Raw genomic sequence first — 23,577 nt, forward strand, 5'->3', positions numbered from 1 at the left:
AGCATCCACAGTGGATACGATCCCACGCGATGTATGCCGCCTTGAACCATCACCTCACCCGCTGGCGCTCCCTGGCCTTCCTCACACTTCTGCTGGCACCGCTGCTCTGGCCGCTGCACCACCTCGCCGACCGCTACTACAGCGAACAGATTGCCCAGCAAAACCAGCAAACCCTTGATCTCTACGTCGCCAACCTGCTCGGTACACTTCGCCGTTACGAAGATCTGCCGCCGATCCTCGGCGAGCTGCCCACCCTGCGAGCAGCATTGCAGTCTCCCGGCAACCTGGCCCAGCAGAATGCCGCCAACCTGGAGCTGGCCCGCATCCGCGGCCGTACCGGCGCCGACGTCATCTACCTGATGCGTCCAAACGGGATCACCCAAGCCGCTTCCAACTGGGACCAGCCCGACAGCTTCGTCGGCCGCAATTTCTCGTTCCGCCCCTACTATAAGGAAGCGATGCAGGGGCGCCCGGCACGCTTCTTCGGCCTGGGCACTACCTCCAAGCGCCGCGGCTACTTCTTCGCCAGCGAGGTGCGTGATGGGGAAACGCTGCTGGGCGTACTGGTGGTGAAGGTCGACCTGGAGCACATGGAGCAACTGTGGGGCAATACGCCCGACCAGTTGCTGGTGATGGACAGCGACGGCGTGGTCATCCTGTCCTCCAACAAGGCCTGGCGCTTCCATTCCAGCCGGGAACTGTCGCCTGCCAAACAGCGCGAAATCGCCGAGAACATCCCTTATCCTGTGTTGCACCCTGCGCCGCTGAAGATCGACCAGCGCCGCTGGATCAGCCAGAGCCGCGAACTGCCGGAGACCAACTGGACCGTCAGCATCTACACCCCCCGCACTCAGGTGGACGGCCCGGTGCGCAGTGTCGTGCTGATCGGCGCTGCCACCCTTGTCGCGCTGCTCCTGCTGCTGTCGCTGCTGACCATCAGCCGCCGCCACTATCTGGAGCGCATCGAGCTCGAAGAACAGGCCAAGCACGAACTGGAGCTGCGCGTACAGGAGCGCACCCAGGAGTTGGAAGACGCCAACAGCCGCCTGCAGGAGGAAGTCAGCAACCGCGAGCAGGCGCAGCGCGAGCTGATGCACGCCCAGGATGAAGTGGTGCAGGCCGGCAAGCTCACCGCCCTGGGCACCATGTCCGCCAGCATCAGCCATGAACTCAACCAGCCGCTGGCAGCGATCCGCAGCTACGCCGACAACGCCCGTGTACTGCTCGACCACGAGCGCTACGACGACGCACGCGGCAATCTCGAGCAGATCGGCGAACTGACCGGGCGCATGGCCTCGATCATCGGCCACCTCAAGGCCTACGCCCGCGGGGCCCGGCGCGCGCCAGAGAACGTCGCCTTGCAACCGGCGATCAACGATGCCCTGGCGCTGGTCGCGCCGCGCCGCCAATCGATGAACGTGGAACTGCTGCGTGACCTGCCGGATGCGGCGATCTGGGTTCAGGCCGGCGAGACCCGGCTGCGGCAGGTTCTCTCCAACCTGTTGTCCAACGCCCTCGACGCGCTCACCGAGAAAGCGCCACCGCGGCGCATCTGGCTGACCGCCGAGCAGACGCCCGAGCGCATCATCCTGTCCCTGCGCGACAACGGCCCCGGCTTCTCCGAGCAGGCGCTGGCCCATGCTCGCGAACCTTTCTTCACCACCAAGACCAGTGCCAAGGGCCTCGGTCTCGGGCTGGCCATCTGCGACACCCTGTTACGCACTCTCGGCGGACACCTGGAGTTGGGGAATCACCCCGAAGGCGGCGCTCTCGTACAATTGCACCTGTTGCCGGGCATCCCCGGCGTGACTTCGACGCCGCAGGAGGAAACCCGCGCATGAGTTCGGCCGCGCCCTTCGATTCCACCACCCAGGTGCTCCTGATCGACGACGATCCGCATCTGCGCCAGGCACTGTGCCAGACCCTCGACCTGGCTGGCTTCAAGGTCGTCTCCCTGGCCGACGCGCACCAGCTCGATACGCAGCAGGCGCGTGACTGGCCCGGGGTGATCGTCAGCGATATCCGCATGCCCGGCATCGACGGCCTGCAGTTGCTGGAGCAGTTGCACGCCCAGGATGCTGAGCTGCCGGTGATCCTGGTCACCGGCCACGGCGACGTGCCGCTGGCGGTCAAGGCCATGCGCTCGGGCGCCTACGATTTCCTGGAAAAGCCCTTCCCCAGCGATGCACTGCTCGACAGCGTGCGCCGCGCCCTCGATGTGCGCCGCCTGGTGCTGGAGAACCGCAGCCTGCGCCTGGCGCTTTCCGAACAGAAGGAATTGCGCGGCCGCCTGGTCGGTCAGTCCGCCCCGATGCAACGCCTGCAGCAGCAAGTCGCCTCGCTGTCGGCGATCCAGGCCGACGTGCTGATCCTCGGTGAGACCGGCTCCGGCAAGGAGGTGGTCGCCCGCGCCCTGCATGACCTGTCCAGCCGTCGCAACGGTCCCTTCGTCGCCATCAACGCCGGCGCACTGGCCGAGTCGGTGGTGGAAAGCGAGCTGTTCGGTCATGAGCAAGGCGCCTTCACCGGCGCGCAGAAGCGGCGCATCGGCAAATTCGAATACGCCAATGGCGGCACGCTGTTCCTCGACGAAATCGAAAGCATGAGCCTGGATGTGCAGGTCAAGCTGCTGCGCCTACTACAGGAGCGCACGGTAGAACGCCTGGGCTCCAACCAGCTCATTCCGCTGGATATCCGCATCATCGCGGCAACCAAGGAAGACCTGCGCCTGGCTGCTGACGAAGGTCGTTTCCGCGCCGATCTTTATTACCGCCTGAACGTCGCCAGCCTGCGCATACCTCCGCTGCGCGAGCGCGGCGACGACATTCTTCTATTGTTCCAGCACTTCGCCGAGCGCGGCGCACAGCGACATGGCCTGACACCGCGTCCCCTCGACTCCGCCCAACGCGCACAACTGTTGGCCCACGGTTGGCCGGGCAATGTCCGCGAGCTGCAGAACGCCGCGGAACGCTATGCGCTGGGGCTGGATCTGGGGCTCGACGAGAGCGGCGCCCATACGAGCCCGGCCTCTGCCGGCACGGGTCTGAACGAACAGGTCGAGGCCTTCGAGCGCTCGTTGATTGCCGCCGAGATGAGCCGTCCGCACAACTCGCTGCGCAGCCTCGCCGAAGCCCTCGGGGTGCCGCGCAAGACGCTGCACGACAAGCTGCGCAAGCACGGGTTATTGCTTAACTCAGGCGAGAGCGACGACCGAGAAGGCTAGCTGACAGCACCACATCGGATAACGTCTTTTTCTATAAGGCTTCTGGCGTTACCATCCGCAAGCTATATAGAACACCGCTCCACCGCATCGGACTCTTGTTCTTTCATACGGACTTGTCGAGGTAGTTGTACGTGTCAACCCCTTTGGTCATCGATCTTGATGGCACCCTTATACACAGCGACCTACTACTCGAATCCGGCCTGAGCTTTCTCAAGCGCCACCCGCTGAAGGCTCTCTCGCCGCTGCGCTGGCTGGCGCAAGGGAAAGCCAATCTGAAAAGCCGCCTGGCTCATTCCGCACCTGTCGACGTCTCCGTGTTGCCGTATAACAAAGACGTGCTGGAGTTGATCCACAGAGAAAAGCAGCAGGGTCGCCGGATCGTTCTAGCAACGGCTAGCCATCACAGTTACGCGCGGGAGATCGCCGATCACCTTGGAGTTTTCGATCAGGTTCTGGCCTCCGATGAGCAGACCAACCTCTCCGCAGAACGTAAACGCGATGCGCTGGTTGCCGAATTCGGCGTGCAGGGCTTCGATTACGCAGGCAACTCTGGCGACGACCTTCCGGTCTGGAAAGCAGCGCGGCGTGCCTATGTTGTGAACTCCAACGGCAAGATCAGCCGCCGCGCGCACGACCATGGAAATGTAGAAAGCGAAATCAAGCGTGAAGCCCAAGTCGCCCGCACATGGTTCAAGGCCCTGAGGATCCATCAATGGGCCAAGAACGCGCTGATTTTCGTGCCCTTGCTTGCCAGTCACCGTATATTCGAGCCACAGCTTCTGCTCAACGGCCTGCTGGCTTTCCTATTCTTCGGCCTCTGCGCGTCCAGCGTTTATGTGCTGAACGATTTGCTCGATCTAGAAGATGATCGACACCACTCCAGCAAGTGTCGTCGTCCCTTCGCCAGCGGAGCTCTGTCGATCCAGAGTGGGTTGCTCGCTTTTCCAATATTGCTACTTGTTGGCTTTCTGGGCTCTGCATGGCTCTTGCCATGGAAGTTCAGCCTGGCTCTGGCCGCCTACTACCTACTCACACTGGCGTACTCCTTCTGGCTAAAACGCAGAATGGCGGTTGACGTCATCGTGCTGGCGATGCTGTATACCTCACGCATCATTGCAGGCACCTTTGCGTTCGGCGTGAAGCTGACATTCTGGATGCTGGCCTTCTCAATGTTCATATTCCTCAGCCTTGCGCTGGTAAAACGCTATGCCGAGCTGCGTGAAGCAAGGATGAAAGGCAAGAGCCAGAAAACCCGTGGCCGCGGCTACTACCCAGACGACCTGGAGATGGTGGCGTCACTGGGCGCGGCATCCGGCTATCTGTCTGTCATGGTCCTGGCCCTCTATATCCAAGATGCAGCTACCGCAGCGATGTACCACTATCCACAACTGATCTGGCTGGCTTGCCCACTTCTGCTGTTCTGGATCACTCGTGTCTGGATGCTTACCCATCGAGGTTTGATGCATGACGACCCAGTCGTCTTCGCCATCAAGGACCGAGCCAGCCTGGTGATTGGCGCAGCCTTCTCTCTCATTTTCTGGGTAGCGGCCTGATGGCTCGGGAGTTGGCGTCCTGGGGACGCTATCCTTACTTTCCCCAAGAACGGCACCCTTGCGCCTGGCAAAGCGAATTGCCGACGCTCTTACGCCGACTGGCAGAAAACCCGCAAGGTACCCTGCCCTATGGCAACGGTAGAAGCTACGGAGATAGCTGCTTGGCGCTGAGTGGCGAATTGCTCCAGACCCGGCAGTTGGATCGATTAATAGCCGCCGACTGGGACACCGGAGTAGTTCGCGCCGAAGCCGGCGTTACCTTGGCTGAAATTCTGGCCGTAGCCATTCCTCGCGGCTGGTTTCTGCCCGTCACCCCAGGTACCAAGTTTGTCACCCTGGGTGGCGCGCTGGCCAATGATGTGCACGGCAAGAATCACCATCTCCGCGGGACCTTTGGCCGCCATGTGCGGCGCTTCAGCCTCCTGCGCTCTGATCAGCAAGAGCCGCAGATCTGCTCAACGCAGGAAAATTCCGAGCTGTTTCGCGCGACCATCGGCGGCCTGGGACTGACCGGCGTGATCACCTGGATCGAATTGCAACTGATGCGAGTCGCCTCAAGCCAAATAGACAGCATCACCGTGCGTTTCGACTCCCTCAGCGAGTTCTTCGCCCTATCTGAAGAGTTCGACAGGACGCACGAGTACACCGTGGCCTGGATCGACTGCCTAGCCAAGGGTAACTCTGCCGGCCGAGGTGTATTCTCCGTGGGCAACCATGCTCGTGACGGACAGCTTCAGTTCGATGGACGGACACGCCTGAGCGTTCCACTGACTCCGCCCCTCAGCCTGATGAACGGCCTTAGTCTGAAACTATTCAATAATGCTTACTTTCACCTACACAAACCTGGGCGCCACAGCTCCCGGGGTAGCTATGATCCGTTCTTCTACCCCCTGGATAGCATCCTGCACTGGAATCGCATCTATGGCCGCAAGGGCTTCCAGCAGTATCAGTGCGTGATTCCCGATCCGGCGGCCGAAACCGTCATGACCGAGATACTCGCCAGCATCTCGTCCAGCAGTAGCGGTTCGTTCCTCGCCGTTATGAAGCGTTGCGGCAACGTGCCCTCCCCAGGCCTGATGTCCTTCCCCATGCCTGGAGTTTCCCTGGCACTGGACTTCCCGCAACGACAGCACCTAGAGGCAGGGCTGTTCCAACGTCTTGACCAGATCGTCAGGACAGCAGGCGGACGCCTCTATCCGGCCAAGGACGCTCACATGTCTGCCGATGACTTCCGCGCCTTCTACCCTGCCTGGCAGCAGGTCGACGCTCTGCGCGACCCCGCCCTTCTATCTCAATTCTGGAAACGCGTGACCCAAGCATGAAAAACATCCTGATCATCGGAGCCACCTCCACTATTGCCAACGCTTGTGCACGTTCCTGGGCCGCCCAACAAGCTCGCTTCTTCCTGGTCGGTAGAAACACCGAACGACTCGCTCAGGTTGCCGACGACCTGCGTGCCCGCGGCGCTAAAGAAGTGCTGACCTATCCCTTGGACATGAACGATTTGCCGGCCCACGAAGCCATGCTTGGCAGCGCCTTTTCCAGCCTCGGCACCCTGGATATCAGCTTGATCGCCCACGGCACCCTGCCCGACCAATCAGCCTGCCAGCAGGATGTTGAACTGGCCCTGCGCGAATTTTCCAGTAATGGCATCAGCGTAATTGCCCTGCTTACCCGGCTGGCCAACCGCTTTGAGCAACAGCGCAGTGGCACCATTGCGGTGATTTCCTCGGTAGCGGGTGACCGCGGTCGCCCCTCCAACTATCTCTACGGCACAGCCAAAGCTGCGGTCTCAACTTTCTGTGAAGGACTGCGTGCGCGCCTCTTCAAATCTGGCGTGCATGTACTGACGATCAAGCCTGGCTTTGTCGACACCCCGATGACCCAAGGCCTACCGCTGCCCAAGGCGCTGGTCGCGACACCAGAACGAGTAGCCAAGGATATCGTCAGTGCCATCGAGAATAAGAAAGGCAGTATTTATACACCAAACTTCTGGGCGCTAATAATGCTCATAATCCGAAGCATCCCACAATTCATCTTCAAGCGCATTTCACTTTGATGAAAACACTAAAAATGCCGACCACCAATACAAGACAACGAAATCACAACACCAATTGAAACCAAAGCCACACAGCAAAATCCTATTAATTTAATTACTGCGCTCGCCAATCAAAAATCCCAGCAGCCATAAATGACCACATCAACAAGAATCGCAACTCTCTATATACTTTTCGCCATGATAGCGACAATCATCAACATTGGCGCACAAGATTTATGCACTCGATTTTATACTGGCCCTTTTAGCATTTTGCTTTCCATAACCATAGGAACAGCCGCAGGCCTGGTCACAAAATATATACTTGACAAACACTACATCTTCCGATTTGAAACTCGAGACACCCTGCATGATAGCAAGCTCTTTGCCTTGTACAGCCTCATGGGCCTAGCTACCACAGCAATTTTCTGGGGTTTTGAATTTACTTTTCAGCACATATTTGAAAGTAAGGAAATGCGCTATCTTGGGGGCATTATCGGATTAGCCATAGGATACATTACGAAATATCACCTTGATAAAAAATTTGTTTTCTACACAGACAAAGAGCAATCAACCCAGCCACAAACTAGCCGCCCATAAAACTGGCTCACTGTGCCCCACGCGGAAGACAGATTTGACTTTCAGGAAGATCAGGCTCAATCCCGGAAATCGTAGAGCAAACGCTTGATCACGTTGATGTGGTGACTCACTTCTGGCGGCAGACTGATTTGCATGATGAAGCCGCCGCCCTCACAGCAGAAGCTATCCGACCGATAGTTCCTACTGCTAAAGGAGAAGAGCAACGTCGCATCAAACAGGGCCGTCTTGATATCGCCCCTCTGGCGACTACTCACAGAGCTCCAATGCCCGAGAGTGGTTTACAGAGCGTTTTTCTGACGCTTTGAGAACCTGCTCGTCGCCCCTTGATATCAAACCCGCGCAAGACCCTGCACGACAAGCTGCGCAAACACGGCCTGCTCTTCTCCGGTGGCGGGAATCCCGCCGACGATGTCGACGGCTGAGCAAGAATCCGCCTATTCGACGGGCTATTTCCCCCAGGCAAAGCCCGGAAACCGGGGCTTGGCGGACTGGCACACCCCTTGCTCTTCACTCGCCGATGCGCCTTGCGCATCGCTTCGTGCTGCACCTGCTTGCAGCACGCCCTCCGGGCCACGAACCCGGCGGTGTCCTTCGGCCTCCATGCCATCCAGCGCCTTCGGCGCTTCGCCGGGAGCAGCGATCCTGCCCCGGCCAATCCCCCCTCTTTTGCGTAACGCTGGCCCCATCCTGGGGCCTTCACTTGTATCCGATTGTTCCAGCCGCCCTACGTCGCCTCCTCCGTGCCGGAACGCCAGCGCCCGCCGCCAGCACGCCCCTGCCTGAATGACCCGCGCCCAGACCTGCCACGAAGCGGTCACAATAACGCGATCAAATTTTCACGAAATCCTCTCTAAATCGGGCGTTATCAGAAAATTCCTTCTATCTTGTCTGCGGGGTGAGCGGGGCTGGACTACCGCTCAATACATTGGATAGCAAGCTATTGACCTACATCAGGGAGTGTCCCTGACAGACGGCGCCTAATAGCTACACTCTCCAACTTCCTATAGGGAGATTCTTAAATGTCGCAAGAAAGCAGCCAAAAATTAAAACTCGGCGCGCTGACTGCCCTGGTCGTCGGTTCCATGATTGGCGGGGGTATCTTCTCCCTCCCGCAAAACATGGCCGCCAGTGCTGACGTCGGCGCCATCCTCATCGGTTGGGCCATTACCGCGGTCGGGATGCTGACCCTGGCATTCGTCTTCCAGACCCTGGCCAACCGCAAACCTGAACTCGACGGCGGTGTGTACGCCTACGCCAAGGCCGGCTTCGGCGACTACATGGGTTTCTCCTCAGCCTGGGGCTACTGGATCAGCGCCTGGCTCGGCAACGTCGGTTACTTCCTCCTTCTATTCAGCACCCTGGGCTACTTCTTCCCGATCTTCGGCAAGGGCGACACCCTACCGGCAGTGATCTGCGCGTCGGTGTTGCTGTGGGCCCTGCACTTCCTGGTGCTGCGCGGGATCAAGGAGGCGGCGTTCATCAACACCATCACGACCGTCGCCAAGATCGTGCCGCTGTTCCTGTTCATCCTGATCTGCCTGTTCGCCTTCAAGCTGGACATCTTCACCGCTGACATCTGGGGCGCGAGCAATCCGGAACTGGGCAGCGTGATGAACCAGGTGCGCAACATGATGCTGGTCACCGTCTGGGTGTTCATCGGTATCGAAGGCGCGAGCATCTTCTCCTCCCGTGCGGAAAAACGTTCCGACGTCGGTAAGGCCACTGTGATCGGCTTCATCACCGTACTGCTCCTGCTGGTGCTGGTGAACGTGCTGTCCATGGGCGTGATGACCCAACCGGAACTGGCCAAGCTGCAGAACCCGTCGATGGCCCTGGTACTGGAGCACGTCGTCGGTCACTGGGGTGCGGTGCTGATCAGCGTCGGTCTGCTGATTTCCCTGCTGGGTGCCCTGCTCTCCTGGGTGCTGCTGTGCGCCGAGATCATGTTCGCCGCGGCCAAGGACCACACCATGCCGGAGTTCCTCCGTCGGGAGAACGCCAACCAGGTGCCGGCCAACGCCCTGTGGCTGACCAACATCTGCGTGCAGATCTTCCTGGTGGTGACCTTCTTCTCCTCGGGCAGCTCCGACGGGATGGACCCGTACACCAAGATGCTGCTGCTGGCCACCTCGATGATCCTCATCCCGTACTTCTGGTCCGCGGCCTACGCCCTGCTGCTGGCAGTCAAAGGCGAGACCTATGACAAGGACCCGGGTGACCGCACCAAGGACCTGATCATCGCGGCTATCTCGGTCATCTATGCCATCTGGCTGATCTACGCCGGTGGCCTGAAATACCTGCTGCTGTCGGCGCTGCTGTACGCGCCGGGCGTCATCCTCTTCGCTAAAGCGAAACATGAAGTGGGCCAACCCATCTTCACCAATGTCGAGAAGCTGATCTTCGCAGGCGTCGTCATCGGCGCACTGATTGCGGCCTACGGCCTCTACGACGGCTTCCTCACTCTGTAACTCCTGGAGACATCTCATGAGCACGGAAAAAACCAAACTTGGCGTTCATTCTGAAGCTGGCAAATTGCGCAAAGTGATGGTCTGCTCGCCTGGACTCGCCCACCAACGCCTGACCCCGAGCAACTGCGACGAGTTGCTGTTCGACGACGTAATCTGGGTAAACCAGGCCAAGCGCGACCATTTCGACTTCGTCACCAAGATGCGTGAGCGTGGCATCGACGTCCTTGAAATGCACAACCTGCTGACCGAGACCGTCCAGAACCCCGAGGCCCTGAAGTGGATCCTCGACCGCAAGATCACCAACGACAGCGTTGGTGTAGGTCTGACCCAGGAACTGCGTGGCTGGCTGGAAAGCCTGGAGCCGCGCAAGCTGGCCGAATTCCTCATCGGTGGCGTGGCCGCTGACGACATCCCCGACAGCGAAGGCGCCAAGGCGCTGAAGATGTACCGCCAGTACCTGGGCCACTCCAGCTTCCTGCTGCCGCCGCTGCCCAACACCCAGTTCACCCGCGACACCACCTGCTGGATCTACGGCGGCGTGACCCTGAACCCGATGTACTGGCCGGCGCGACGTCAGGAAACCCTGCTGACCACCGCCATCTACAAGTTCCACCCGGAATTCACCAACGCCGAATTCGAAGTCTGGTACGGCGATCCGGACAAGGACCACGGCATGTCCACCCTGGAAGGTGGCGACGTGATGCCGATCGGCAACGGCGTCGTCCTGATCGGCATGGGTGAGCGTTCCTCCCGCCAGGCCATCGGCCAGGTAGCCCAGAGCCTGTTCGCCAAGGGCGCTGCCGAGAAAGTCATCGTCGCCGGGCTGCCCAAGTCCCGCGCCGCCATGCACCTGGACACCGTCTTCACCTTCTGCGACCGCGACCTCGTCACCGTCTTCCCGGAAGTGGTCAAGGAAATCGTGCCCTTCATCCTGCGTCCGGACGAGAAGAGCCCCTACGGCATCAACGTCCAGCGCGAAGAGAAGGACTTCATCACCGTCGTCGCCGAGTCGCTGGGCCTGAAGAAACTGCGCGTCGTGGAAACCGGCGGCAACAGCTTCGCCGCCGAGCGCGAGCAGTGGGACGACGGCAACAACGTGGTGTGCCTGGAGCCGGGCGTGGTAGTCGGCTATGACCGCAACACCTACACCAACACCCTGCTGCGCAAGGCCGGTGTGGAAGTCGTCACCATCAGCGCCGGCGAACTGGGCCGGGGCCGTGGCGGCGGTCACTGCATGACCTGCCCGATCATTCGTGACCCGATCGATTACTGATTCCAACAGAGCGCACACACCCTGCCAGGCGGCCCGAACAGGGCCGCCCACCTCGCCAACCGCTAAGCCCGACGGCGAGGCCGAGAATTCCATCCAAGGAGAAAGATCATGGCTTTCAACATGCACAACCGTAACCTGCTCAGCCTGATGCACCACAGCACCCGCGAGCTGCGCTATCTCCTCGACCTGTCCCGCGACCTCAAGCGCGCCAAGTACACCGGCACCGAGCAGCAACACCTCAAAGGCAACAACATCGCCCTGATCTTCGAAAAAACCTCGACCCGCACCCGTTGCGCCTTCGAAGTGGCCGCCTATGACCAGGGCGCCAACGTCACCTACATCGACCCGAACTCCTCGCAGATCGGCCACAAAGAGAGCATGAAGGACACCGCCCGCGTGCTCGGCCGCATGTACGACGCCATCGAATACCGTGGCTTCAAGCAGGAGATCGTCGAGGAACTGGCCAAGTACGCCGGCGTGCCGGTATTCAACGGCCTGACCGACGAATATCACCCGACCCAGATGCTGGCCGACGTGCTGACCATGCGCGAGCACAGCGACAAGCCGCTGCACGACATCGCTTACGCCTACCTGGGCGACGCCCGCAACAACATGGGTAACTCCCTGCTGCTGATCGGCGCCAAGCTGGGCATGGACGTACGCATCGCCGCGCCCAAGGAACTCTGGCCGACCGACGAACACGTCGCCGCCTGCAAGAAGTTCGCTGAAGAAAGCGGCGCCCGCATCACCATCACCGAAGACCCGAAAGTGGCGGTCAAGGGCGTGGACTTCATCCACACCGACGTGTGGGTCTCCATGGGTGAGCCGGTGGAAGCCTGGGGCGAGCGCATCAAGGAACTGCTGCCCTACCAGGTCAACATGGACATGATGAAGGCCGCCGGCAACCCGCGCGTGAAGTTCATGCACTGCCTGCCCGCCTTCCACAACAGCGAAACCAAGGTCGGCAAGCAGATCGCCGAGCAGTACCCGAACCTGAAGAACGGCATCGAAGTCACCGAAGACGTCTTCGAGTCCCCGTACAACATTGCCTTCGAGCAGGCGGAAAACCGCATGCACACCATCAAGGCAATCCTCGTTTCGACCCTCGCCGACATGTAATGCCGGGCCGTCCCCGGACCGCGACGCCGTCGCCGGTCCGGGGGCGTTTCCACTCTTTCGGAGGTAATGAATATGCGTATCGTCGTCGCATTGGGCGGCAACGCCCTGCTGCGTCGTGGCGAGCCCATGACTGCCGACAACCAGCGCGCCAACGTGAAGATCGCCGCCGAGCAGATCGCCAAGGTCGCTCCGGGCAACGAACTGGTGATCGCTCACGGCAACGGCCCGCAGGTTGGCCTTCTGGCCCTGCAGGGCGCGGCCTATGAAAAGGTCTCCCCGTATCCGCTGGACGTCCTGGGTGCCGAGACCGAAGGCATGATCGGCTACATGATCGAACAGGAAATGGGCAACCTGCTGCCGTTCGAAGTGCCGTTCGCCACCATCCTCACCCAGGTCGAAGTCGACGCCAAGGACCCGGCCTTCCAGAACCCGACCAAGCCGATCGGCCCGGTCTACTCCAAGGAAGAAGCCGAAGCCCTGGCCAAGGCGAAAGGCTGGAGCATCGCGCCCGACGGCGACAAGTTCCGTCGTGTGGTCGCCAGCCCACGCCCGAAGCGCATCTTCGAGATCCGCCCGGTCAAGTGGCTGCTGGAGAAAGGCACCATCGTCATCTGTGCGGGCGGCGGCGGCATCCCGACCATGTACGACGAAGCCGGCAAGAAGCTCTCCGGCGTCGAAGCGGTGATCGACAAGGACCTGTGCTCCTCGCTGCTGGCCCAGGAACTGTCGGCTGACATCCTGATCATCGCCACCGACGTGGACGCGGCCTACATCGACTGGGGCAAACCGACCCAGAAGGCCATCGCCCAGGCCCACCCGGACGAACTGGAACGCCTCGGCTTCGCCGCAGGCTCCATGGGTCCGAAGGTCATGGCGGCCATCGAGTTCGCCCGCAACACCGGCAAGGACGCGGTGATCGGCTCGCTGGAAAACATCGTGGCCATCACCGAAGGCAAGTCCGGCACCCGCGTCAGCACCAAGAAAGCTGGCATCGAGTACCGCTGAGCAATACCCGCAGTATCCCCGGGAGCCCATCGTGGCTCCCGGTTCTCCCCTCCTTCCGTAGTCCTCGCTCCATCTGTACGGAAATTCGTCGTCTTCTTCCGCCAAATCCTGGCGTTAGCGTGACTCGACGGTCATCATCCTCGTCAGCTAAAGCATTCGAATCACTCTAGCCACCGCTGGCTTTGTGCCATCGGGCCGCCCCGCCTTGGGCAACTACCGCCCGAACGCACAAGATGGACTTGCTGAAGGAGTTTCCGAGAGATGTCTCGACTACCGGTCATCGTTGGTTTTGGTGGGTATAACGCTGCGGGCCGCAGCTCGTTCCACCATGGGTTCCGCCGCACCGTCCTCGAATCCATGGAGAGCGCCGCTCGCCAGGAAACCCTCGCCGGCCTCGCTGTCATGATGAAGCTGGTGAAGTTCGACGCCGGGCACTACCGCGACGCCGAGGGCCAAACCCTCACCCTCGCCGAAATCGAACAGCGCTTCGCCGACCAGATCCGCCAGTCCACCCTGATCCGCCGCATCGAGCTGCAATACCTCGACGTCGATGCCGCCCACTGCCACAAGAGCATCACCCTCGGTGCCGCTGGCAGCCCGGTCACCTTCAGCACCCAGCGCAAGCAACTGCCCGAGCCGCTGCCGGCCAACTGGTCGGTGGAAGAACTCGAAGGCGGTGAAGTCCGCGTCACCCTGCACGACAGCTGCGAATTCAAGGTCGACAGCTACCGCGCGCTGCCGGTGAAGTCCGCCGGCCAGTTGCCCACCGGCTTCGAGCCGAGCGAACTGTACAACTCGCGCTTCCACCCGCGCGGCCTGCAGATGTCCGTGGTTGCCGCCACCGACGCGGTGCGCTCCGTCGGCATCGACTGGCAGACCATCTGCGACAAGGTGCAGCCCGACGAAATCGCCGTGTTCTCCAGCAGCATCATGAGCCAGCTGGACGAAAACGGTTACGGCGGCCTGCTGCAATCGCGCCTGCGCGGCCACCGCGTGTCGGCCAAGCAGCTGCCGCTGGGCTTCAACAGCATGCCCACCGACTTCATCAATGCCTACGTGCTGGGCAGCGTCGGCATGACCGGCAGCATCACCGGCGCCTGCGCCACTTTCCTCTATAACCTGCAGAAAGGCATCGACGTCATCACCACCGGCCAGGCCCGCGTGGCCATCGTCGGCAACGCCGAAGCGCCGATCACCTCCGAGATCATCGAGGGCTATGCCGCCATGGGCGCGCTGGCCACCGAGGAAGGCCTGCGCCACATCGAAGGCCGCGACAGTGTCGACTTCCGCCGCGCCAGCCGCCCGTTCGGCGAAAACTGCGGCTTCACCCTGGCCGAATCCGCGCAGTACGTGGTGCTGATGGATGACGAACTGGCCCTGGAGCTGGGCGCCGAAATCCACGGCTCGGTGCCGGACGTGTTCATCAATGCCGACGGCTTCAAGAAGTCCATCTCCGCCCCCGGCCCGGGCAACTACCTGACCATGGCCAAGGCCGTGGCCGCCGCCGCGCAGATCGTCGGCGAAAAGAGCGTGCGCCAGCACAGCTTCGTCCATGCCCACGGCTCCAGCACCCCGGCCAACCGCGTCACCGAATCGGAAATCCTCGACCGCGTCGCCACCGCCTTCGGCATCAGCGAATGGCCCGTCACCGCGGTAAAAGCCTTCGTCGGCCACTCCCTGGCCACCGCCAGCGCCGACCAGCTGATCTCCGCCCTGGGCACCTTCCGCTACGGCGTGATCCCCGGCATCAAGACCGTGGACAAGTTCGCCGACGACGTCTTCAAGGACCATATCGCCCTGTCCAACACCGATGTGCGCCGCGACGACCTGGAAGTCTGCTTCATCAACTCCAAGGGCTTCGGCGGCAACAACGCCACCGGCGTGCTGTTGTCCCCGGCCGTCACCGAGAAGATGCTGCGCAAGCGCCATGGCGATGCCGCCTTCGCCGACTACCAGGCCCGCCGCGAAGCCACCCGCGCCGCCGCCCGCCAGTACGACGAAGCCGCGACCCAGGGCCGTTTCGACATCATCTACAACTTCGGCAACGACATGATCGACGAGCAGGCCATCGAGATCAGCGACAAGGGCGTACAGGTACCGGGCTTCAGCCAGGCCATCGCCTACAAGAAGGACGAGCGCTTCCGCGACATGCTCGACTGATCGCCGCCGCTCCACGAAAAAGCCGGGCAGATGCCCGGCTTTTTCATTTCTGACGCGATAGGCTCGGACCGTAGGATGGCGTGGAGCGCAGCGATAGCCATCAGACCGTGCCCCGACAGTATGGGTATCGCCTAGGCGCGTAGGGCGTATAACGTTCGACGTTATGCGCCGCTTGACCTGGGTCCCAGGCACTTCGGATTCAGCCCAGGCGCCAGCTATGAAGCGCGGTATAACGGCGTACAACCGCGAACGGTTGTACGCCCTACCCCATGCCACGAAGTCAGTACGTTCCCTGCCCCACACCCAGCTCGAGAATGCTGGCCTTGAGATTCTCGAAGTCGTACTCCGACAGCCCTACGTAATCCAGCACCTTGGCGCGGATGCTCTCCCACTCGTGATCTTCCGGCTGGTTGCCCAGCACGCGGTGCGAGCCGCAGATGTGCTCGGCCATCTTGAGGATCGCCAGCAGGTTCTTCAGCTGGGTATCGCGGGCGCTGTCATCGCTGAAGATCGACAACGCGTTGTGATGATTGGCGATGGCCTCGCACACGTGCTCCGGCAGGCGCCACGAGCGCGCGGTGAAGTAGCCGACCACCGCATGGTTGGTGTTCAGCACGCGGTTCTCGGTGTCCACCACCCGACGCTCGTCACTGGCGCTGGCATAGGCCTCCTCCAGCACCGCCATGTAGTGCGGGAAGCGCTTGAGCATCAGCGGAATGCCGCAGTTGTGGAACAGCCCCAGCGCATAAGCCTCGTCCACCGACTCATAGCCGATGCGCTTGGCCAGGTTCAGGCAGCTCATGGCCACGTCCTGCGCGGTATCCCAGAAGCGATTGAGGGTAACGATGGTGTCGTCGCTCATCTCGCCCTTGATCGACTGCGCATTGATCAGGTTGATCACCGAACGGCTGCCCAGCAGGTTCACCGCGCGCTGGATCGAGGTGATGCGGTTGGCCAGCCCGAAGAACGGCGAGTTCACCAGCTTCAACAGCGCGCCAGACAGCCCCGGGTCCTGGCTGATCAGCTTGGCGATCGCCTTCAGGTCCGGGTTGGGCATGAACTGCTCCATCTGCAGATCGACCATGATCTGCGGCTGCGGCGGCACACTGATGCCCTGCAAGGCCTGGCGGATCTGTTCAGCGGAAAGTTCTTGGGACATGAGAAGGCGGCAGGATGAATGTTGATGGGCCGCACAGTTTACCCAGAGCGCAAGGTTCTGGAACCGGCGTTTTAGACTGAACTTTCATCGGCGGCAGTGTCGGAATCTTTACACCCAAAAGGACCACACGGGAGATTCGCCATGACCCAGACACTCAACGGCAAGACTGTCGCCATCCTGGTTACCGACGGCTTCGAGCAGGTGGAGCTGACCGGACCGCGCAATGCCCTGGAACAGGCCGGGGCCAAGGTACGTATTCTTTCCGACAACAAAGACAAGGTCCGCGGCTGGAACCATGACAAGCCCGGCGACAGCTTCAAGGTGGACGGCACCTTCGAGACGGCGCACATCGACGAATACGACGCCGTGCTGCTCCCCGGCGGCGTGATCAACTCCGACCAGATCCGCAGCCTGCCCAAGGCCCAGGAACTGGTGCGCCGCGCCGACCACGCCGGCAAGCCCATCGCGGTGATCTGCCACGGCGCCTGGCTGCTGGTTTCCGCCGGACTGGTGAATGGCCGAACCCTGACCAGCTGGAACTCTCTCAAGGACGACATCAACAACGCCGGCGGCCATTGGGTCGACCGTCCGGTGGTCAAGGACGGCCATCTGATCAGCAGCCGCAAGCCCGACGACATCCCAGTCTTCAGCAAGCAGCTGATCGAAACCCTCGCCGCCTGACCACCCCCGGAATCGACCAAAAGCGCACGCGCCCGGCTCCGGCGGCGCGTGCCGCTGCGCTATAATCGCGCTCTTTTGCCGGAGCCTTTCCCCATGACCCTGCCCAGCCTGCGTCTGAAAGCCAACGCCGAGCGCCGCCTGCGCGCCGGCCACCTGTGGGTCTACAGCAACGAGGTGGACGTCGCCGCCACCCCGCTGAACGGTTTCGGCGCCGGCGAACAGGCCATCCTCGAAATGGCCAACGGCAAGCCGCTGGGCATCGTCGCGATGAGCCCGAACAACCTCATCTGCGCCCGCCTGATTTCCCGCGATACCAAGCACGTTCTCGACAAATCCCTGCTGGTTCACCGCCTGAACGTCGCACTGAGCTTGCGCGACCGCCTCTTCGACAAGCCCTTCTACCGCCTGGTCTACGGCGACTCCGACCTGCTGCCGGGCCTGGTGGTGGACCGCTTCGGCGACGTGCTGGTGGTCCAGCTCGCCTCGGCGACCATGGAAAAGCACCGCGACGATGTCCTCGCCGCCCTCCTGCAGGTGCTCAAGCCCAGCGCCGTGCTGTGGAAGAACGACTCCAGCGCCCGTGACGCCGAAGGCCTGGAGCGCTATGTGGCGAACGCCTACGGCGAAGTCCCGGAATGGGTCGCCCTGGAAGAGAACGGCGTGAAGTTCGAGGCCCCGGTGCTGGCCGGCCAGAAAACCGGCTGGTTCTACGACCACCGCATGAACCGCGCGCGCCTGCAGCCCTATGTGCAGGGCAAGCGCGTGCTTGACCTGTTCAGCTACATCGGCGGCTGGGGCATCCAGGCCGCGGCCTTCGGCGCCAGCGAAGTGATGTGCGTGGACGCCTCCGGCTTCGCCCTGGACGGCGTGGAGCGCAACGCCGCGCTCAACGGCGTGGCCGAGAAGGTCGCCTGCGTCGAAGGCGACGTATTCGAGGCCCTGCGCGAGCTGAAGGCCGCCGACGAGCGCTTCGACGTGATCGTTGCCGACCCGCCCGCCTTCATCAAGCGCAAGAAGGACCTGAAGAACGGCGAGGCCGCCTACCGCCGCCTCAACGAACAGGCCATGCGCCTGCTCTCCAAGGACGGCGTGCTGGTCAGCGCCTCCTGCTCGATGCACCTGCCCGAGGACGACCTGCAGAACATCCTGCTGGGCAGCGCCCGCCACCTGGACCGCAACATCCAGCTGCTCGAGCGCGGCGGCCAGGGCCCGGACCACCCGGTGCACCCGGCGATCCACGAGACCCGCTACATCAAGAGCCTGACCGTCCGCCTGCTGCCCAACGGCTGAGGCACTGCGGCACGGAAAACGGGGCGCTTCCTGGCGGGAGCGCCCCGTTTTTATTTCGGCGACGGAGGGCGCATGAAGCGGAACGCTTTATCCGCCATTACCGTATCCCGAGTACGCGTCCTTATTTCATCGGCATCAGCGAATCCGCTTCGCTGAGCACCGCCTTGCCAGTCTTGCGCTCAAACAGGCACAGCTCGCGGCCCGGTTTGCCCTTCATGTGCTTCTGCGAATAGGTCCCACCAATCATCAGCGCCGTGTAGCCCACGCTGTCATCGAACAGCACCGGCGCGCCCAGCACCTTCTTGTCCTGCAGATGACTCAGCGCCAGGCAGGTCTCGCGCTGCAGCTTGTCCTGCGCCTGCCAGGCCTGGTCGGACGAGGCCTGCACGCTGCCGACGAAGAACGCGGCGAGCAGGGCAATGCGGTTGACTTTCATGGGGTTGCTCCTTCAACGAATGGGGCGAGAAAAGCGTCACTGGCCATTCAGACCACGTCCACGCAGCGAAAGTCTATGCCGCGGCCGACCGCCAGCCTTTCCCTGGCGGCAAGGCCCGGCGTAGAATCCGGGCATTCCTGCCATCTATCCCCCGGCGGGCCTGTGAGCCCCGGCCGAGCAGGCGGTGACCCCGCCACGCCCCGCGCCGACCTCGCCCATGCAAGGCCATCTGCTGTTTGCATCCGGTGCGTACCGCGCTCACGATACGAAATCAGAGTCCGCTCAAGGTCTCGCCGGCCAGCCCTACCCGCTGCACGCCGCCGCACGAAAGACCCGGATCGGCTCCCACCGTGACCTGATGCGCAGGAACCCGTCATGCCCGATTACCGCTCGAAAACCTCCACCCACGGCCGCAACATGGCCGGCGCCCGCGCCCTCTGGCGCGCCACCGGGATGAAGGACGAAGACTTCAAGAAGCCGATCATCGCCATCGCCAACTCCTTCACCCAGTTCGTGCCCGGCCACGTACACCTGAAGGACCTGGGTCAGTTGGTCGCCCGCGAGATCGAGAAAGCCGGCGGCGTGGCCAAGGAATTCAACACCATCGCCGTGGACGACGGCATCGCCATGGGCCATGACGGCATGCTCTATTCCCTGCCGTCGCGCGAGATCATCGCCGACTCCGTGGAATACATGGTCAATGCCCACTGCGCCGACGCCATCGTCTGCATCTCCAACTGCGACAAGATCACCCCCGGCATGCTGATGGCCGCCCTGCGCCTGAACATCCCGGTGGTGTTCGTCTCCGGCGGCCCGATGGAAGCCGGCAAGACCAAGCTGGCCAACCACGGCCTGGACCTGGTGGACGCCATGGTCGTCGCCGCCGACGACTCCTGCTCCGACGAGAAGGTCGCCGAGTACGAGCGCAGCGCCTGCCCGACCTGCGGCTCCTGCTCCGGCATGTTCACCGCCAACTCGATGAACTGCCTGACCGAGGCCCTGGGCCTGTCCCTGCCGGGCAACGGTTCCACCCTGGCCACCCACTCCGACCGCGAGCAGTTGTTCCTGCGCGCCGGCCGTCTGGCCGTCGAGCTCTGCCAGCGCTACTACGGCGAAGGCGACGACAGCGTGCTGCCGCGCAACATCGCCAACTTCAAGGCGTTCGAGAACGCCATGACCCTCGACATCGCCATGGGCGGCTCGACCAACACCATCCTGCACCTGCTGGCCGCAGCGCAGGAGGCGGAGATCGCCTTCGACCTGCGCGACATCGATCGCCTGTCGCGCAAGGTGCCGCAGCTGTGCAAGGTGGCGCCGAACATCCAGAAGTACCACATGGAAGACGTGCACCGCGCCGGCGGTATCTTCTCCATCCTCGGCGAGCTGGCCCGTGGAGGCCTGCTGCACACCGACGTGCCGACCGTGCACAGCCCGAGCATGGCCGACGCCATCGCCGAGTGGGACATCACCCAGACCCAGGACGAGAAGGTCCACACCTTCTTCAAGGCCGGCCCCGCTGGTATCCCGACCCAAGTCGCGTTCAGCCAGAGCACCCGCTGGCCGACCCTCGACGCTGACCGCGCCGAAGGCTGCATCCGCAGCGTCGAGCACGCCTACTCGCAAGAAGGCGGCCTCGCCGTGTTGTACGGAAACATTGCCCTGGATGGCTGCGTGGTGAAGACCGCTGGCGTGGACGAATCCATCCACGTCTTCGAAGGCCGCGCGAAGATCTTCGAGAGCCAGGACGGCGCCGTGAAGGGCATCCTCGCCGACGAAGTGAAGCCGGGCGACATCGTGATCATCCGCTACGAAGGCCCGAAAGGCGGCCCGGGCATGCAGGAAATGCTGTACCCGACCAGCTACCTGAAGTCCAAGGGCCTGGGCAAGGCCTGCGCCCTGCTCACCGACGGCCGCTTCTCTGGCGGCACCTCGGGCCTGTCCATCGGCCACGCCTCGCCGGAAGCTGCCGCTGGCGGCGCCATCGGCCTGGTGCAGGACGGCGACAAGGTGCTGATCGACATCCCCAATCGCAGCATCAACCTGCTGGTCAGCGATGAAGAACTGGCCGCCCGCCGCATCGAACAGGACAAGAAGGGCTGGAAGCCGGCTCAGCCGCGTGCTCGTAAAGTGAGTACCGCACTGAAGGCCTACGCCCTGCTGGCCACCAGCGCCGACAAGGGCGCGGTGCGCAACAAGGCGCTGCTGGAAGGCTGAGCCTCGCAGCGCTAAGAAAAAGCCCGGCGAATGCCGGGCTTTTTCGTTTCGGTTGCGATGCTTTTCGCTTTTCGTAGGAACGAGCTTGCTCGCGAACCCGATCAGCCTCGGCGTCACAGGTGAGCTCTGTTCGCGAGCAAGCTCGCTCCTACAGGTTCATGTAACTCCACTACCTGATGGCCGGTTGCGGATTTCGTCAGACCTCACGAGTCGGTTTTCTGCGTCTTCGGGCAGTCGCCATACCCCGGCTTCATGCCACGCTCCGCATTGCAGATCGAACCTTGCTCCTCCCAGACAATATTGCCGGTCTTGCTGTCCTTCACGGGCGTCAACTTGATGGTCAGCGCATCGCCGTCAGCATTAGTAGCGCCGGTTTTCGCCTCAATGACACCATCGGTCACCGAATAGCCTTCGGTCACGTTCGATGTATAGGTGACGCTCCCAGGGATACCGAATGCCCCGGCAACACACTCCGATGATTTGGCTTCCGACAGACAAAGGCTGACCGCTGTCTTCACACCAGACAGCTCACTCTTGGCCGCCGCCGCGCGCGAACGCGAGGAGTAATCCGAGTACAAGGGCAAGGAAACCGAAGCCAGGATGCCGATGATCGCTACCACAATCATCAATTCGATCAGGGTGAAGCCGTTCTGCACTTTCTTCATCTTCAATTCCGTCCTCTGGATAGCTCCGGAAACCTGGATGGCTCCGGATGCAGTCCAGTGAAGTCGCGGAATCAGGGGGCGAACATTCAGACGCGTCCGCGCAAGCGGTTGAAAATTCTCCTCTTTTCGCGGAGCTGAAAGCCTCCGTGGTACTCCTTGCAAGGCATGCCGTAGGAAATCTGGTTCCTCCGCTCATCCCTCCTTGCCTTATGGCACTGTGCGATCCCGCCCCAGGCCAGTAAAATCGCGCTCTTTTTTCCGGACCGCCCCCATGAGCTCCTTCGAGAACCCGTCCGCCGCCAAGGATCAGCCCGATCTGGTCTACGGCCTGGAAGACCGCCCGTCCCTGCCGATCGCCTTGCTCGCCGCGCTGCAGCACCTGCTGGCGATCATCGTGCCGATCGTCACCCCCGGCCTGCTGATCTGCCAGGCGCTGGGTGTATCGCCGCGCGATACCAACCTGATCGTATCGATGTCGCTGGTGATCTCCGGCATCGCCACCTTCGTCCAGTGCAAGCGCTTCGGGCCGTTCGGCGCGGGGCTGCTGATCGTCCAGGGCACCAGCTTCAACTTCGTCGGCCCGTTGATCGCCGGCGGTGCGTTGATGGTGAAGAACGGCACGCCGGTGGAAGCGGTGATGGCGGCGATCTTCGGCGTGGTCATGGCCGGCTCCTTCGTGGAGATGGGCGTGTCGCGCATCCTGCCGTTCGTGAAGCGCCTGATCACCCCGCTGGTCACCGGCATCGTGGTGCTGATGATCGGCCTCACCCTGATCAAGGTCGGCCTGATCAGCATGGGCGGCGGCTTCTCGGCGATGAGCAACGGCACCTTCGCCAATGGCGAGAACCTGATGCTGTCGGGCCTGGTACTGGCCATCATCGTCATCCTCAACCGCATCCCCGTGGTGTGGATGCGCAGTGGCGCCATCGTCATCGCCCTGGCCGTGGGCTACGCGCTGGCCGGCTACCTGGGCCGCCTGGATTTCACCGGCATGCACGAGGCTCCGGCCTTCCAGGTGCCGGTGCCGCTGCACTTCGGCCTGGGCTTCTCCTGGAGCCTGTTCATCCCGATGCTGGTGATCTACCTGGTGACCTCGCTGGAAGCCATCGGTGACGTCACCGCCACCAGCAAGATCTCCAAGCAGCCGGTCGAAGGCCCGCTGTGGATGCAGCGCATCAAGGGCGGCGTGCTGGTGAATGGCGCCAACTCGCTGCTGGCCGGCCTGTTCAACACCTTCCCCAGCTCCGTGTTCGCACAGAACAATGGCGTGATCCAGCTGACCGGCGTCGCCAGCCGCCACGTCGGCCTGTGGATCGCCGCGATGCTGATCGTGCTGGGTCTGTTCCCCAGCGTGGCCGGGGTGATCCAGGCCGTGCCGGAGCCCGTGCTGGGCGGCGCGGCCATGGTGATGTTCGGTGCGGTCGCCGCCTCGGGCATCAACATCCTCGCCGGCATCCACCTGGATCGCCGCGCCCTGCTGATCATCGCCGTCAGCCTGGCGCTGGGCCTGGGTGTTTCGCAGGTGCCGGAGTTCCTCGCGCACATGCCCCACGCGATCCGCAACGTGCTGGAGTCCGGCGTTGCCACCGGCGGCATCTGCGCCCTGCTGCTGAACTGGTTCCTGCCCGAGTCCGACGCTGCCAAGGCCTCGCACAACGGCTGATCCGCCACGACGCCACCCTCGGGTGGCGTCGTC

At 62.3% G+C, this 23,577-nt stretch carries 18 protein-coding genes and 1 pseudogene; 16 read left to right on the forward strand and 3 right to left on the reverse strand.

Annotated elements, in window-relative coordinates; all coding sequences use genetic code 11:
• Positions 1 to 29 precede the first annotated feature (29 nt).
• The 12 genes and pseudogenes from SD196_RS25545 to SD196_RS25600 all read left to right on the forward strand — a co-directional run bounded on the left by SD196_RS25545 (position 30) and on the right by SD196_RS25600 (position 15,436).
• Positions 30 to 1,841 (forward strand): sensor histidine kinase, encoded by a 1,812-nt coding sequence (locus SD196_RS25545; protein WP_343578054.1) that lies wholly within the window; start codon positions 30 to 32, stop codon positions 1,839 to 1,841.
• Complete coding sequence (dctD, locus tag SD196_RS25550; RefSeq protein WP_343578055.1) at positions 1,838 to 3,223, forward strand: two-component system response regulator DctD; 1,386 nt, start codon at positions 1,838 to 1,840, stop codon at positions 3,221 to 3,223. The genes SD196_RS25545 and dctD overlap by 4 nt, the downstream gene beginning before the upstream one ends.
• 131 nt (positions 3,224 to 3,354) lie before the next feature.
• Positions 3,355 to 4,776, forward strand: a complete 1,422-nt coding sequence (locus SD196_RS25555) for a UbiA family prenyltransferase (protein ID WP_343578056.1) — start codon at positions 3,355 to 3,357, stop codon at positions 4,774 to 4,776.
• On the forward strand, positions 4,776 to 6,098 hold the full coding sequence (locus tag SD196_RS25560; RefSeq protein WP_343578057.1) for an FAD-binding oxidoreductase: 1,323 nt from the start codon (positions 4,776 to 4,778) through the stop codon (positions 6,096 to 6,098). The genes SD196_RS25555 and SD196_RS25560 overlap by 1 nt, the downstream gene beginning before the upstream one ends.
• Entirely contained in the window at positions 6,095 to 6,835 is a 741-nt protein-coding gene (locus SD196_RS25565; protein ID WP_343578058.1) for an SDR family oxidoreductase, read from the forward strand. The genes SD196_RS25560 and SD196_RS25565 overlap by 4 nt, the downstream gene beginning before the upstream one ends.
• Before the next feature lie 132 nt (positions 6,836 to 6,967).
• Positions 6,968 to 7,411 carry a GtrA family protein gene (locus tag SD196_RS25570; RefSeq protein ID WP_343578059.1) on the forward strand — a complete coding sequence of 148 codons (444 nt, stop codon included), beginning with the start codon at positions 6,968 to 6,970 and terminating at the stop codon, positions 7,409 to 7,411.
• A 335-nt stretch (positions 7,412 to 7,746) separates the two neighbouring features.
• Positions 7,747 to 7,833: pseudogene (locus SD196_RS25575) on the forward strand (hypothetical protein); the annotation flags it as partial.
• A 597-nt stretch (positions 7,834 to 8,430) separates the two neighbouring features.
• The gene (gene arcD, locus SD196_RS25580) at positions 8,431 to 9,879 is read left to right on the forward strand and encodes an arginine-ornithine antiporter (protein ID WP_331319648.1); all 1,449 of its coding nucleotides are present in this window, start codon (positions 8,431 to 8,433) and stop codon (positions 9,877 to 9,879) included.
• A 16-nt stretch (positions 9,880 to 9,895) separates the two neighbouring features.
• The gene (arcA, locus tag SD196_RS25585) at positions 9,896 to 11,152 is read left to right on the forward strand and encodes an arginine deiminase (protein WP_416310815.1); all 1,257 of its coding nucleotides are present in this window, start codon (positions 9,896 to 9,898) and stop codon (positions 11,150 to 11,152) included.
• A gap of 108 nt (positions 11,153 to 11,260) precedes the next feature.
• Positions 11,261 to 12,271: an ornithine carbamoyltransferase gene (locus SD196_RS25590; protein ID WP_416310816.1), complete on the forward strand. Its 1,011-nt coding sequence runs from the start codon at positions 11,261 to 11,263 to the stop codon at positions 12,269 to 12,271.
• A gap of 72 nt (positions 12,272 to 12,343) precedes the next feature.
• On the forward strand, positions 12,344 to 13,276 hold the full coding sequence (gene arcC, locus SD196_RS25595) for a carbamate kinase (RefSeq protein ID WP_275609097.1): 933 nt from the start codon (positions 12,344 to 12,346) through the stop codon (positions 13,274 to 13,276).
• Positions 13,277 to 13,537: 261 nt separating this feature from the next.
• A complete protein-coding gene (locus SD196_RS25600; protein ID WP_275609098.1) occupies positions 13,538 to 15,436 on the forward strand; it encodes a beta-ketoacyl synthase in 1,899 nt (632 codons plus the stop codon).
• Between the two features lie 280 nt (positions 15,437 to 15,716).
• On the opposite strand, the gene SD196_RS25605 is transcribed toward SD196_RS25600, so the two are convergent.
• Positions 15,717 to 16,541, reverse strand: coding sequence for an HDOD domain-containing protein (locus SD196_RS25605; protein WP_275612031.1), 825 nt, complete (start codon positions 16,539 to 16,541; stop codon positions 15,717 to 15,719).
• A gap of 195 nt (positions 16,542 to 16,736) precedes the next feature.
• Between SD196_RS25605 and SD196_RS25610 the strand changes: the two genes are divergently transcribed.
• Positions 16,737 to 17,276, forward strand: a complete 540-nt coding sequence (locus SD196_RS25610; RefSeq protein ID WP_275609099.1) for a type 1 glutamine amidotransferase domain-containing protein — start codon at positions 16,737 to 16,739, stop codon at positions 17,274 to 17,276.
• Between the two features lie 93 nt (positions 17,277 to 17,369).
• Positions 17,370 to 18,566 (forward strand): class I SAM-dependent rRNA methyltransferase, encoded by a 1,197-nt coding sequence (locus SD196_RS25615; protein WP_275609100.1) that lies wholly within the window; start codon positions 17,370 to 17,372, stop codon positions 18,564 to 18,566.
• Between the two features lie 121 nt (positions 18,567 to 18,687).
• On the opposite strand, the gene SD196_RS25620 is transcribed toward SD196_RS25615, so the two are convergent.
• Positions 18,688 to 19,002 (reverse strand): hypothetical protein, encoded by a 315-nt coding sequence (locus tag SD196_RS25620; RefSeq protein WP_343578060.1) that lies wholly within the window; start codon positions 19,000 to 19,002, stop codon positions 18,688 to 18,690.
• A gap of 375 nt (positions 19,003 to 19,377) precedes the next feature.
• Between SD196_RS25620 and ilvD the strand changes: the two genes are divergently transcribed.
• On the forward strand, positions 19,378 to 21,216 hold the full coding sequence (gene ilvD, locus SD196_RS25625; RefSeq protein WP_275609102.1) for a dihydroxy-acid dehydratase: 1,839 nt from the start codon (positions 19,378 to 19,380) through the stop codon (positions 21,214 to 21,216).
• Between the two features lie 203 nt (positions 21,217 to 21,419).
• On the opposite strand, the gene SD196_RS25630 is transcribed toward ilvD, so the two are convergent.
• Positions 21,420 to 21,881 carry a pilin gene (locus SD196_RS25630; RefSeq protein WP_331319645.1) on the reverse strand — a complete coding sequence of 154 codons (462 nt, stop codon included), beginning with the start codon at positions 21,879 to 21,881 and terminating at the stop codon, positions 21,420 to 21,422.
• 271 nt (positions 21,882 to 22,152) lie between these two features.
• Between SD196_RS25630 and SD196_RS25635 the strand changes: the two genes are divergently transcribed.
• On the forward strand, positions 22,153 to 23,544 hold the full coding sequence (locus SD196_RS25635) for a nucleobase:cation symporter-2 family protein (RefSeq protein WP_416310817.1): 1,392 nt from the start codon (positions 22,153 to 22,155) through the stop codon (positions 23,542 to 23,544).
• Positions 23,545 to 23,577 lie beyond the last annotated feature (33 nt).

Source organism: Pseudomonas macauensis, assembly GCF_047902425.1.
GTDB lineage: Bacteria > Pseudomonadota > Gammaproteobacteria > Pseudomonadales > Pseudomonadaceae > Pseudomonas.